This is a genomic window from Kitasatospora sp. NPDC057940 (assembly GCF_042887425.1).
Taxonomy (GTDB): domain Bacteria; phylum Actinomycetota; class Actinomycetes; order Streptomycetales; family Streptomycetaceae; genus Kitasatospora.
On the sequence record NZ_JBHVPH010000025.1, the window covers coordinates 65,573 to 78,420 of the forward strand.

The 12,848-nt window shown below is 75.5% G+C and carries 11 protein-coding genes; 3 read left to right on the forward strand and 8 right to left on the reverse strand.

Features of this window, described 5'->3' with window-relative positions:
* Positions 1-30: 30 nt before the first annotated feature.
* A complete protein-coding gene (locus ACFVTF_RS29785; RefSeq protein ID WP_387817454.1) occupies positions 31-2,790 on the reverse strand; it encodes a polynucleotide kinase-phosphatase in 2,760 nt (919 codons plus the stop codon).
* The gene (locus tag ACFVTF_RS29790) at positions 2,787-4,415 is read right to left on the reverse strand and encodes a 3' terminal RNA ribose 2'-O-methyltransferase Hen1 (protein WP_387817455.1); all 1,629 of its coding nucleotides are present in this window, start codon (positions 4,413-4,415) and stop codon (positions 2,787-2,789) included. Before ACFVTF_RS29790 ends, ACFVTF_RS29785 begins: the two co-directional genes overlap by 4 nt.
* Before the next feature lie 176 nt (positions 4,416-4,591).
* Here ACFVTF_RS29790 and dapD point away from each other — a divergent pair, with 176 nt between their 5' ends.
* Entirely contained in the window at positions 4,592-5,581 is a 990-nt protein-coding gene (dapD, locus tag ACFVTF_RS29795) for a 2,3,4,5-tetrahydropyridine-2,6-dicarboxylate N-succinyltransferase (protein ID WP_387817456.1), read from the forward strand.
* Between the two features lie 482 nt (positions 5,582-6,063).
* On the forward strand, positions 6,064-6,306 hold the full coding sequence (locus ACFVTF_RS29800; RefSeq protein ID WP_371516953.1) for a hypothetical protein: 243 nt from the start codon (positions 6,064-6,066) through the stop codon (positions 6,304-6,306).
* Here the strand turns inward: ACFVTF_RS29800 and ACFVTF_RS29805 are convergent.
* The 6 genes from ACFVTF_RS29805 to ACFVTF_RS29830 form a co-directional block, all read right to left on the reverse strand.
* Entirely contained in the window at positions 6,246-6,872 is a 627-nt protein-coding gene (locus ACFVTF_RS29805) for a DUF6099 family protein (protein WP_387817457.1), read from the reverse strand. The two genes, ACFVTF_RS29800 and ACFVTF_RS29805, sit on opposite strands and share 61 nt — an antisense overlap.
* A gap of 165 nt (positions 6,873-7,037) precedes the next feature.
* Positions 7,038-7,457: a nucleotide pyrophosphohydrolase gene (locus tag ACFVTF_RS29810; protein WP_387817458.1), complete on the reverse strand. Its 420-nt coding sequence runs from the start codon at positions 7,455-7,457 to the stop codon at positions 7,038-7,040.
* 15 nt (positions 7,458-7,472) lie between these two features.
* Complete coding sequence (locus ACFVTF_RS29815; protein WP_387817459.1) at positions 7,473-8,825, reverse strand: AAA family ATPase; 1,353 nt, start codon at positions 8,823-8,825, stop codon at positions 7,473-7,475.
* Positions 8,826-8,919: 94 nt separating this feature from the next.
* Positions 8,920-9,750 carry a putative RNA methyltransferase gene (locus tag ACFVTF_RS29820; protein WP_350886198.1) on the reverse strand — a complete coding sequence of 277 codons (831 nt, stop codon included), beginning with the start codon at positions 9,748-9,750 and terminating at the stop codon, positions 8,920-8,922.
* Positions 9,751-9,893: 143 nt separating this feature from the next.
* Positions 9,894-10,694 carry a RimK family alpha-L-glutamate ligase gene (locus ACFVTF_RS29825; RefSeq protein WP_387817460.1) on the reverse strand — a complete coding sequence of 267 codons (801 nt, stop codon included), beginning with the start codon at positions 10,692-10,694 and terminating at the stop codon, positions 9,894-9,896.
* A complete protein-coding gene (locus tag ACFVTF_RS29830) occupies positions 10,691-11,692 on the reverse strand; it encodes a RimK family alpha-L-glutamate ligase (RefSeq protein WP_387817461.1) in 1,002 nt (333 codons plus the stop codon). The genes ACFVTF_RS29825 and ACFVTF_RS29830 overlap by 4 nt, the downstream gene beginning before the upstream one ends.
* A 284-nt stretch (positions 11,693-11,976) precedes the next feature.
* Here ACFVTF_RS29830 and ACFVTF_RS29835 point away from each other — a divergent pair, with 284 nt between their 5' ends.
* Positions 11,977-12,837: a GNAT family N-acetyltransferase gene (locus tag ACFVTF_RS29835; RefSeq protein ID WP_387817462.1), complete on the forward strand. Its 861-nt coding sequence runs from the start codon at positions 11,977-11,979 to the stop codon at positions 12,835-12,837.
* Positions 12,838-12,848: the final 11 nt, after the last annotated feature.

Here is a 12,848-nt window from a genome sequence, read left to right on the forward strand (position 1 = left end):
ACAGGCGTGGGCCTCCCGGACGCTGGCGGCCTACAGGCGCGGATCGACCGGCTCGGACTCCAGCGCGAGCACCGCGAACACCGGCTCGTGCACCCGCCACAGCGGCTCGCCGGCCGCCAGCCGGTCCAGCGCCTCCAGGCCCAGCGCGTACTCGCGCAGCGCCAGCGAGCGCTTGTGGCCCAGCGACCGCTCGCGCAGCCGGTCCAGGTACTCGGTGTAGTCCGGGCCGTAGACGATCCGCAGGTACTCCCGGCCGCGCACCTTCACCCCCGGCTGCACCAGCCCGCCCGGGCGGCCCCCGCCCCGCTCCGTGCGCACCACCGAGGCCAGCGGTTTGACCACCATGCCCTCGCCGCCGGCCGCCGTCAGCTCCTCCCACCAGGCCGTGGCGGCCGCCACCGCGGCCTCGTCCTCGGTGTCCACCAGGAGGCGGCCGGTGCGGTGCAGGACCGGTGCCCGGCCGCCGTCCGGTTCGGACGCCGTTTCGGGCGTGGCTCCGAGTGCGGCTCCGAGTGCGGCTCCGGCCCGCGCTTCGGCCGCCGCTTCGGCCGCCGTTTCGGACGCCGTTTCGGACGCCGTTTCGTCGGCCGCGACCAGGCGGTCGATCCAGGCCAGGTGCTCGTCGTGCGGGCGCACCGCGAGGTTCGCCCCCTCGGCGGCCAGCACCTGGAACGGCGCCAGCCGCACGCCCGACAGCCCCTCGGTCGGCCAGCAGTACCGCCGGTACGCCTCGGTGAAAGCCTGCGCGTCGGCCGCGCGCCGCCGCTGCTTGGCGGTCAGCTCCGCCAGGTCCAGCCCGCGACCGGCCGCCCGTTCCAGGGCCGCCAGCGCCTCCGGCAGGGCGGCGCCCGCCGCCGCGCCGACCGCCGCGTACTGGCGGCGCAGCAGTTCCACGGCCTTCAGCGACCAGGGCATCAGCTCGGCGTCCAGCAGCAGCCAGCCGGTGCCCAGCTCGTCGAACAGCCCCGAGCGCTCGGCGGCCGCCCGTACCCGGCCCAGCACGGCCGCGGTCAGGCCGTCGTCGGCGAGGAACGCCCGGCCCGTCCTGGTCCAGATCGCGCCCGGACCGGCCACGCCGAAGCGCCGCTCCAGCGCCGCGTCGTCCCGGGCGACCAGCACCACCGCGCGGGACCCCATGTGCTTCTCCTCGCACACCAGGTGCCGCACGCCGTCCGCGCGGTAGGCGGCGAACGCCTCCTGCGGGTGCTCCAGGAAGCCGTCCCGGCGGGAGGCGGCGCTCGGCGCCATCGTCGGCGGCAGGTACGCCAGCAGCCGCGGGTCCAGCGCGAAGCGGCTCATCACCTCCAGCGCCGCCGCCGCGTTCTCCTCCCGGACGGCGACCCGACCGTGCAGCCCGGTCTCGACGATCCGGCGGCCCGCCACGTCGGCGAGATCCAGCGGACGGCCCTCGCGGGCGCCCGGCGCGTCCGTGGACAGCGGGCGCACCGGCGCGTACCACTCCCGCTCGGCCGGCACGCTCACCAGCTCCCGCTCCGGGTAGCGCAGCGCCGTCAGGGTGCCGCCGAACACGCAACCGGTGTCCAGGCAGACGGTGTTGTTGACGAAGCTCGCCGACGGCACCGGCGTGTGGCCGTACACCACCAGCGCCTTGCCCCGGTACTCCTCCGCCCACGGGTAGCGCACCGGCAGGCCGTACTCGTCGGTCTCGCCGGTGGTCTCCCCGTACAGCGCGTGCGAGCGCACCCGGCCCGAGTTGCGGCCGTGGTACCGCTCCGGCAGACCGGCGTGGCAGACCACCAGCGCGCCGCCGTCCAGCAGGTAGTGGCTCACCAGGCCGCGCATGAACTCCCGCGCCTCGGCCCGGAACTCCTCGGACTCGCCGGCCAGCTGATCCAGCGACTCCTGCAGACCGTAGGCGACGGTGACCTTCTTGCCGTCCAGCGCCCGGCCCAGCTTGTTCTCGTGGTTGCCCGGCACGCACAGCGCGTGCCCGGCCGCGACCATGCCCATCACCAGGCGCAGCACGCCTGGCGTGTCCGGGCCGCGGTCGACCAGGTCCCCGACGAACACGGCGGTACGGCCCGCCGGCGGCACCGCGTCCACCGGCCGGCCCCCGGCGTCCCGGGTCAGCGTGTAGCCGAGGCGGGTCAGCAGGGTCTCCAGCTCGGAGCGGCAGCCGTGGATGTCGCCGACGATGTCGAACGGCCCGGTCAGGTGGCGAAGGTCGTTGTAGCGCTTCTCCAGCTCCACCTCGGCCGCCGCCACCTCGGCCTCGCCGCGCAGCACGTGCACCTTGCGGAAGCCCTCGCGCTCCAGGCCGCGCAGGGAACGGCGCAGCTCGCGGTGCTGGCGCGGGACGACGTGGGCCGGCAGCTGGCGGTCCGGGCGGGAGCGGTTGCGCTCGGCGCACACGCCCGGCGGGACGTCCAGCACGATCGCGATCGGCAGCACGTCGTGCTCGCGGGCGATCCGCACCAGCTGGCGGCGCGCCTCGGGCTGGACGTTGGTGGCGTCCACGACGGTCAGCCGGCCGGCCGCGAGGCGCTTGCCGACGATGTAGTGCAGGACGTCGAAGGCCTCGGCGGAGGCCGACTGGTCGTTCTCGTCGTCGGCGACCAGGCCGCGGCAGAAGTCGGAGGAGACGACCTGGGTGGGCAGGAAGTGGCGACGGGCGAAGGTCGACTTGCCGGCGCCGCTGGTGCCGACCAGGACGACGAGGGAGACGTCGGTAACGGGAAGGCGGCGGGGGGCGGGGTGGTCCTGGGGCTGACCCTGGTCGTGCTCCTGGTCCTGGTGCTGCTCGGGCGTCGGGGTCGCTTCGTCGGTCATCGGGATTCGCCTCCTTCGGGCGCCGGGTCGGTCGGGGTCGGGTCGGTCGGGGCCGGGTCGGTCGGGGTGTGCTCGGTCGGGGTCGGGTCGGTCGCGGCCGGGCCGGTCCGGGTGGTGCCGGTCGTGGCCTGCTCGGCAGGGCTGGTGTCGAGGCGGAACAGGGCCAGCTGGGTCGGCGCGCCGACCTCCCCGTCCTCCGGCCCCACCGGGCGCAGCACCACCGTGTAACCGAACGCGGCCGCGACCCGCTCGGCCCACGCGCGGAACTCGGCGCGCGACCACTCGAAGCGGTGGTCGGCGTGCCGGGCAGCGCCCGCCGGCAGGCTCTCCCAGCGGACGTTGTACTCGGCGTTCGGCGTGGTGACGACCACGGCCCCCGGCCGGGCCGCGCCGAACACCGCGTACTCCAGGGCGGGCAGCCTGGGCAGGTCCAGGTGCTCGACCACCTCACACAGCACCGCCGCGTCGAAGCCCTTCAACCGGGCGTCCGTGTACGTCAGCGCGCCCTGCGTCAGCGTCACCCGGGCCGCCTGCCGCTCCGGCATCCGGTCCAGGCGCAGTCCGCGGGCCGCCGCCTGCAACGCCCGCGCCGACACGTCCACGCCGAGCACCTCGGTGAACCGGGCGTCCTTCAGCAGTTCGCCGATCAACTCGCCCCGGCCGCAGCCGAGATCGGCGACGCGGGTCGCACCCACCTCCCGCAGGGCGGCGAGGATCGCGGCGCGGCGCTGCCCGGCGAGGGACGGCGGCCTGGGCTCCGACGTCGCCCCGGCGGCCTCCGCGGGCTCCTCCGGCCGGTCGTCGACCGCGTTGTCGACCTCCTCGGGCTCCCGGTCGTCCGCCTCCGCCAGCCGGGCCAGCTCCAGACGCTCCATCGCCACCCGGGTCAGCGCCCGGCTCCGGGACAGGTAGCGGCGGGTGATCAGGGCGCGCTCCGGGTGGGCGGCCAGCCAGCCCTCGCCGGCGGCGAGCAGCTTGTCCACCTCGTCCGGGGCGACCCAGTAGTGCTTGGCGCCGTCCAGCACCGGCAGCAGCACGTACAGCTGCTGGAGCGCGTCGGCGAGCCGCACGGCGTCCGAGACCAGCGTGAGCCGCACGTACCGGGACTCGCCCCACTCCGGGAACGCCTCGTCCAGCGGGAGCGCCACCGCCTCGACCCGCCAGCCCAGCGGCTCGAACAGCCGGACCGCCATCGCCGGGCCACCGCCCTCGCCCGCGCCGTTCGCGGGCACCGCGGGCAGCGTGATCCGCAGCGGGCGCGGCCGGTCCGCCAGCCCGGGCCGGGCCGGGCAGGCGCCCTTCATCGCGGACCGGAACACCGTCCGCAGCGCCACCGCGAGCAGCGAGGACGCCGCGTACGGGCGGTCGTTGACGTACTGGGCGAGCGCGAAGTCCGGCGAACCGCCGCGCCCCTTGCCCCGGCCCTTGCGGACCAGCGCGATCGGGTCGACGTCCAGCAGCAGCGCCGCCGTGCAGACGTCGTCGCCCGCCTCGGGGTAGAAGACGTGCGCCTCGCCGTGCGACGTCGCGAACCGCTGGACCTTGCCCGGGTGCTTGTGCAGCAGGAAGCCGAGATCGGTGGCCGGGCCCTCGACGCTGCCGGTGGTGGAGATCGACATGAACACCCGTCCGAGTATCGCCGAGCAAACCTTCGCTGAACACCGGGTTTTCCGGCTCGGCGGCCGTCCGCCGCAGCCCGTCGGCGGCCGTGTACGCACGGCGGGGGCGTACCGACCGGCGGCCGCGTCCGCACGACGGGCGTGTTCGGCAGCAGGGCCCCGCATTGGTTAACGTGCACGGTGTGACTGCTGAATCGACCTCCCTCCCGAACGGGGCCGTGGCCGCCGGCCTGGCCACCATCGCCGCTGACGGCACCGTCCTCGACACCTGGTTCCCCGCCCCCGCCCTGGCCGCCGAGCCCGGCCCGGCCGGCACCGTCCGCCTGACCGCCGAGCAGGCCGAGGCCGAACTCGGCGCCGGCGCGGCCGAGGCGCTGCGCGCCGACGCCCGCCGCGGCGTCGAGGTGGTCGCCGTGCGCACCACCATCGCCTCGCTCGACGAGAAGCCGCTCGACACCCACGACGTGTACCTGCGCCTGCACCTGCTCAGCCACCGCCTGGTCAAGCCGCACGGCCAGAACCTGGACGGCGTCTTCGGGCTGCTCGCCAACGTCGCGTGGACCAGCATCGGCCCCGTCCCGGTGGACGCGGTCGAGCAGGCCCGCCTCGCGGTCCGCGCCCAGGGCGGCCAGCTCGCCGTGTACGGCATCGACAAGTTCCCGCGGATGACCGACTACGTCGCCCCGTCCGGTGTGCGCATCGCCCACGCCGACCGCGTCCGCCTCGGCGCCCACCTGGCCGTCGGCACCACCGTGATGCACGAGGGCTTCGTCAACTTCAACGCCGGCACCCTCGGCACCTCCATGGTCGAGGGCCGGATCAGCGCGGGCGTCGTCGTCGGCGACCACAGCGACATCGGCGGCGGCGCCTCGATCATGGGCACCCTCTCCGGCGGCGGCAAGCAGGTCGTCTCGGTCGGCGAGCGCTGCCTGCTCGGCGCCAACGCCGGCATCGGCATCTCGCTCGGCAGCGACTGCGTCGTCGAGGCCGGCCTCTACGTCACCGCCGGCACCCGGGTCACCACCCCGGACGGCACCGTGGCCAAGGCCGTCGAGCTGTCCGGCCAGGACAACCTGCTGTTCCGTCGCAACTCGCAGACCGGCGCCGTCGAGGTCATCGCCCGCTCCGGCTCCTGGGGCGGCCTCAACGCCGACCTGCACGCCCACAACTGACCTGCGGGACCACGCCATCGGGGTCCGGAGCCGATTCGGGCTCCGGACCCCGAGTGCGTGCTACGGCTTTCGGCGGACATGCGGGGCCCCTCCCCCCTCCCCTCCCCCCTCCCCCCCCCCCTCCCTCCCCTCCGCCCTCTCCTCCTTCCCCTCGCCCGAAGCCTTGGCCCTGCCCCGGCTGGGTCAGGCACCCGGCTTGGTCGGGCACCCGGCTTGCTCGGCGCCGAGCAAGCCGGGTGTGTCTCGTCGCGCGCCTAGCCCAGGCCGCTTCGCGGCGGCAAGCCGGGATCACCCGGGAGGCTTACGGCGTAACGGAGTTGGACCACATCGGGTGGCGCGCGGTGACCGGCCGCCGGAGCGGTTCGTTGGTTGCTGCGGCGGGGGCGTGTGCCTCGGTGGCCAGGCATCAGGCACCCCCGTCGCGCGGGCCGAGCCACCGCCGGCCGCTTCACGCCGCACTACCGATCCGAAGAGGTCCCGTCATGACCGAACCAACTGCCACGCCGCAGCTCCCGAGCAGCCCGGCGGGCTCGGCCGCCGGTACCTCGTCCCGGCCCACCGCGCAGAAGAGCCTGCTGGAACAGCTGCACGAACTGCTCGCCTCGGTGTCCGCGGATCTCGCCGAGTTGCAGTCCCCCGGCGTCCGGGAGGACGGCCCGGCCACCTATCCCACTGGCACGGACACCTCCTCCTCCGACGCTCCGGCCACGCCGGGCACCCGATAGCCCGGCGCCTGCGCCTCCCCCGTCGGCCCGCCCTCGTCCGGCGGGCCGAGCCGGACCACGAGTAAGGGCGAGCCCCGCTCGGCCGGCGCCCCGCCGAGCACCGCGCCTTCCTCTCCCTCCAGCCCGCCCGCCGCCTTCCGCAGCCGCCCGGCCAGGTCCTTGCACTCCGACACCGCGTCCACGCCGTCGATGCACGTCCAGTAGAGGCTCTCGGTGTCGGCCCCGCAGGCCAACACCACCAGCGTCTCCCCGACGTCCCGCAGCAGCCCGTCCAGCGCACCCAAGGCCGGTGCCAGCTCACCGAGTTCGGTGAGCCGCCCGGCCCGGCCGCCGCTCAGCACGGCGGCCCTGACGACCGAGCGTTCCAGGCAGACCCCCGCGTGCGCCGCGGCCTCGGCCAGTTGCTGCCCCAGCCCGGTGAGCTCGTCGTCGTCCAGCTCCGCCAGCCTGGCCCCCACCGCCTCGGTGAGCAGCGCGGCCTGCCGCGCCTCGGCCAGCACATCCGGCACGTGCCTGGCCTCGGCCAGGGCGTGCCGGGCCCTCTTGATCAGTCGCAGCGCCTCCATGGCCGCCTCTCCTTCCGCTCGCTGTCGCCGTGGGACCACGACCGCCGGTGGGGCGGTCAGGTGGTCACGGCGAAAGCGTGCGGCGAAGTCGGCGAGGCCGCATCCGTCATCGGGAAAGCTGTGGACAAGTCCGGGGCTGTGGATAACTCCCGTCCCTCACAAGGATTATTCGTCCACGTCCGGGTTGACACCCGCCCCGCCCTGGTCGGTGTCCGCCGCTCCGTCCGGCACCGGGAAGCGGAGCTCGTTCCGCTCGATCTTGGCCGCGAGGGCCTCCAGCGGATCCACTCCGACCACCGTGCAGAACTGCACCAGGTAGGCGAGGACGTCCGCGACCTCGTCCCGCACCCGGTGGGCCCGCTCCGGATCGGACATCACCGCGGCCGCCTGCTCGGGCGTCAACCACTGGAAGATCTCCAGCAGTTCGCCGGCCTCCACGCTCAGCGCGGCCGCCAGGTTCTTCGGCGTGTGGAAGGGCTCCCAGCGCCGGGCCGCCGCGAAGTCCGCCAGCCGCTGCCGCAGGGCCTCCAGGGTCGGCCCGGTGGGCCCGGCCGGTTCCCCCGGCCTCGTCACTCGTTCGTTCACCCGTCCAGGTCTACCTCACCCGTCCGCCTCGTCCGCCCCCGGGTCGGCGCCGTCCCCGCGCCCGCACTGGGCCGGCACCCGGGTCGTCTCGGGCCGCAGCACGGTGTGCCCCGAGTCCGGGTCGCGCCGGCACTCGACCAGCACGGCCGCGCCCGACCGCGGTTCGGCCGCGCCGAGCGCCTCCCGCGCCGCGGCGGGCTCCTGAAGGGCGGCGAGGACGCGCAGCTGGTTGCGCCCGGACATGTCCCGGGCCAGCCGTAGCAGTGAGGCGGTCTGTTCGGTGGCGAGCCCGGCGCCGAGGTCCTCGGCGAGCACGGTGAGCTGCCGGTGCGCCCACGGCACCTCGGCGGCCACGTCGAGGTCGAGCACCCCGGCCCCGGTGAGCAGCACCGCGGCGAACGCGAGGTGGCGCAGCATGCCGTCGGAGGCCTGGTCGGCCCCGGTGCGTCCGAGGACGCCTTCGTCGAAGACCGCGAGGACGCGCTGGTCGGGCCCGCTGCCGCGGTGGGCGAGGGAGAGTCCGAGCAGCGGGTGCGGGGCGGCGGACTGGACGGCGCGCAGGAGCTGCCCGTAGCGGCGCGGGCACTCGTTGCCGAGCCGGGCGAGGACGGCGGAGATGTTGGCGGCGTTGCTGCGCAGCCGGGCCTGCGGGTCGGGCCGGGCCCAGCCGCGCATGAGGGCGGGGACGGGGTGGACGGGGAAGACCTCGCGCAGGGCGGTGAGCAGGTCCTCGGTGGCGGAGAGGACCTGCCGTTCGCCCCGGGAGGAGCCGGCCACCCGGAGCGGCAGTTGCGCGGTGATCATGGTGCCGCTGGGGAAGGGCGCCCGGATGTCTCCCTGGCGGGTGTCGTTGTGCCAGCAGACGTTGACGCGCCGCTTGCGGACGTCCTGTTCGCCGGTGTCGACGAGGGTGCGGCCGTCCAGGGTGAGCGATTCGCGGGCGATCCGCACCGGGCCGTCGGTGCGGACGACGACGTCGAGCCGGATGCGGCCGTGCGGGGAGCGGACGGTGCAGCCGAGGATGACAGCGTCGCGCCCGTGCGGGACGCACCCGGTCAGGCCGCCGCGGACGGGTTTGGCCAGGGGGCCGGTGCGGTCGGGCAGCCCGTCGAAGGAGTCGGCGATCTCCTCTCCGAGGGCGAGCCGGGAGAGCACGGCCAGTGCGTCGAGGGCGTTGGACTTGCCGACGCCGGCGGGCCCGTGCAGGACGGTGAGGGGCGCGAGCGGCAGGATCGCGCGCCGGTAGGACTTGAACGAGGTGAGCCGGAGCTCCTCGACGGTGGGACGTGTTACGGATGGCCGATCGGGCCCCGGGGCGCCCGGTCGGGGGTGGGCCGGCGCGGCGGGCCGGGTGGCGTCGCGGTTCACCCGTCGGACGTTAGCCGCAGGCCGGTCGGCAGAAACGTGCCTGCTCAGCAGATTCATCCCAACGTGGCGGCCGCACCCCGCGCGCGCCCGGCGTTCAGCGCCGGTAGGCGGCCACCGTCACGGAGGCGGTCACCTCGACCGGGTCCGGCAGGTCGGCGAGCGCGGCGGCCAGGCGGTCCGGGTCGGTGTGCCAGGCGCTGGGGCCCATGCCGACGACGGTGCGCACGTCGTCCGGGCCGAGCCGCAGGGTGAACTCGACCTGCCGCTGCCCGGCGGGGGTCAGGTAGGGGCCGAGCTTCTCGTCGATCCGCCGCTGCTTCTCCTCGTCGACCGACAACAGGCCCAGTGCGCCGACGAGTTCGCGCAGGTGGCGGGCGGTGGGCGAGACCAGCAGCAGGGTGGCACCGGGGCGCAGCACGCGGCGGATCTCGGGCCCGTTGCGCGGGGCGAAGACGTTGAGCATCAGCCCGGCGGAGGCGTCGCGCAGCGGCAGCGGCCGCCAGGCGTCGCAGACCACGGCGCCGATCCGGGGGTGGGCCTTGGCGGCGCGGCGCAGCGCGAACTTGGAGATGTCGAGGGCGGCTCCGACGCGGCCGGGCAGGGCGTCGAGGACGTGGGCCAGGTAGTGGCCGGTGCCGGCGCCGAGGTCGGCGACGAGGCCTTCGGGGTCGGCGGCCGCGGCGGCCTCGGCGAGGGCGTCGGCGATGGGCCGGTAGTGGCCGGCGGCGAGGAAGTCGGCACGGGCGGCGACCATCTCGGCGGTGTCGCCGGTGCCGGTGTGGGCGTCGCCAGCGAGGAGGCTGACGTAGCCCTGCTTGGCGAGGTCGAAGCTGTGGCCGGCGGGGCAGCGCAGGGCGCGCTCGTGCCGGGTGAGGGCCTGCGCGCAGTGGGGGCAGGCCAGGTAGTGCTCGATGTCCTGCAGCAACGTTCCGTCTTCTCTCGCCGTTCGACCCGGGCGCCCGGGGGTCTTGCGGGTCCGGTGGCCCTGAGCGACCAGCCTAACGACCCCGCTCGCCCCCGACGGCCCGCCGGAACCCGCCCCCGGGTCCGACGGCCCCGCTGCCCGGCCTACCGGCCCCGCGCCTGCGCGACGCGCCCGCGCTCCGCCGCGACGCGCAGGGCGAGGGCGGCGAGCGCCTCGGGCGCGCCGGAGCGGCCACGGATGCCGGGGAAGGCGTTGACGTCGACGATGACGGGTTCGGCGGGCCCGTCGAGCAGGTCGACGCCGTAGACGTCGAGCCCGAACACCTCGCCGACGCGCAGGGCCAGAGCGGCCCGTTCGACGGGCGGCTCCCAGTCCTGCCCCTGTCCCGGTTCCCCCTGGCCGTCGGCGAGTTCGGACCGCCGTCGGGCGGCGAACACCTGCCGGTCGACCACCCACAGCTTCTGGTCCCAGCCGGTCCCCGGGACGAACGGCTGGGTGACGACGGGCTCGTCGGGCCAGCGCGCGACGAGTTCGCGCAACCGGGCCGGGCCGTCGACCCGGGCGACCAGGTCGTGGCGCCGGCTGTGGCGGCTCTTGACGACGAACGGGTAGGCGGGATCGGCGAGTTCGGCGAGCCGCCCGGCGTCGCGGGTGGCCGCGAAGGACAGGTCGGCCGCGCGCGCGAGTTCGGCCATCCGCACCCGGTCCTGGCAGAGTTCGGTGGCCGCGGCCGAGTTGACGACAGGCGCCCCGCGCCGCTCCAACTCTTCTGCGAGTGCGAGGGATCGACGGGTGCGGGCCTTGAGCAGATAGACGTCGGCGAGCGCTGGCCCCGCCGGGCCGTCGGGGTCGACGATCGTCACCTCGTGCCGGTCCGCCAGCAGGGCGGCGGTCGCCGCGAGCACCGGGTGTCCGGGGTCGGCGGCGATCAGGCCGATCCTCATATCGCCCCGCCCAGGCCGGTTCCGCCCAGGCCGGCTCCACCCAAACCGGCCCCGCCCAGGCCGGCCCCGTCGAAGCCGCCCCCGTCAAAGCCGGATCCGCCGAACTCCCCACGGCCGAAGCCCAGTTGCCCGTACCCAGCGCCACCACCCGCCGGCACCAACGCGGGCGCGGGCGCCGACACGGCCGTCCCGCTGCGCGCGAGCCGCAGCACCGCCCGGGCGACCCTGGCGACCGCGTCCGGCACCTGGCGGAAGCTCGGGAAGTCGTTGATGTCGACGACCACCGGCCCGTCCGGCCCGAGCAGCACGTCGACGCCGTAGAGGTCGAGCCCGAACACCTCACCGACCTGCGCCGCGATCCGCGCGACCTCCCCGGACAACGGGACCTGCCGTTCGCACACGTCCTGCCCGGGGTGGAGCGGGGAGGAACGTTCCGTCGCGAAGAGCTCGCCGTCGACGCAGTACACCTTGAGGTCGGTGCCGGAGTTGGGCACGTAGGGCTGGGCGATCAACAGCCCCTCGTCGGCGAGTTCGGCGCCGAGGTCGAGGAGGTGGTCGGGGCTGGGCACGAGCCGGACGGCGCGTCCGGAGCTGCCGTCGGCGGGCTTGACGACGAGCGGGTACTCGGCGGCCGGGATCTCGGCGAGCCGTTCCCAGCGGGCGGTGGCGTAGGTGACGGGGACGGGCAGGCCGCGGGTGCTGGCGATGACGGAGGCGAGCGCCTTGTCGCGGACGCCGCGGATGGAGCGGACGTCGTTGACGGTGGTGAGGCCGACGGCGGCGGCCGCGTCCAGCAGGGTGAGCCCGGGCCCGCCGGAGACGGTCTTGAGCACCCAGGCGTCGTGGCTGCCGGCCCGGATCGCCTCGGAGACCGCCATCAGCGAGTCCCCGGGGCGCAGCACGTCCACCCGGTGCCCCCACGCGGTGAGCCGGCGTGCCACGTCGAGCGGCATGCCGTCGTGCCGGTAGTGCTCCTCCACCAGAAAGCAGAGCCTCATGGGCCTGTCTTCCCCCCTTGCCGAGCCGAGTGCGGACGTCCGCCGTCCCCCTTCGGCGGAGCTGTCAAGGCATCAGCATGCCACGCGGTATACGCACAAGATCGCTGCGAGCCGGTAAGCGTTCAGCAACAATCGGGCGCCCGCGCCGCCCCGCCCGTCACCGCCCCCGGCGCGACGCACCGCCCCGCCCGTCACCGCCCCCGGCGTCCCCGGCGCGAAGCCTGGGAACAATGCCGTGAACAATGCGGTGGCGGGCCGCCGACGCCCCTGCTTGGATGCACGCCGTGACTTCTGTCGATCATGCTCCCGACCCTTCCCTCCTCGACGCGATCGAGCACTACTACGACGCGGTGCCGCGCAGCGCCGCGCGGGCCGAGGACTTCGGCCCGCTGACCCTGTTCGTCCGCGAGAGCGCGGGCTGGCCCTACTACGCCCGCCCCACGCTCGACCACGACGGCCCCGCCACCACCGCCGAGGACGTCCTGCGGGTGCTGGCCCGCCAGCGCGAGCTGGGCGAGCCGGAGGCCTTCGAGTGGGTGGCCGAGCGGAGTCCGGAGCTGCGGGCCGCGGTGGAGGCGGCCGGGCTCGCGGTGCACGAGCACCCGCTGCTGGTGCTGGGCCCGCAGGACGAGCCGGCCCCGGCGCCCGAGCTGCCGGAGGAGGTGCGGGTGGAGGTGCTGGGCGCGGACGCGCCGGAGCTGGCGTCGGCGGTCGCCGTTCCGCACCTGGCGTTCGCCGAGCCGGGCACCGGCGTGGGCGTCGTGGGTGCGGCCGAACTGGCCGAGGCCGCAGGGCGGTTGGTGGCGGAGGGCGCGGTGGAGCGGATCGCCCGGCGGATCACCGACGGCGCCACCGTGCTGGCCGCCGCACTGGAGGACGGTTCCGCGCTGTGCGCGGGCCAGCACAATCCGGTGGGCGCGGTCACCGAGGTGGCCGGGGTCGGGACGCTGCCGGCCGCGCGGCGGCGCGGGCTGGGCCTGGCGGTCACCGCGGTCCTGGTCGCGCACGCGCGGGCGAACGGCGTGCGGACGGTGTTCCTGTCCGCCGCCGACGAGGAGGTCGCCCGGATCTACCGCCGGGCGGGCTTCCGTCCGTTCGCGACGGCCCTGATCGCCGAGCCGGCCCCGGACCGGCCCGGCGACTGACCCGCCGAGCG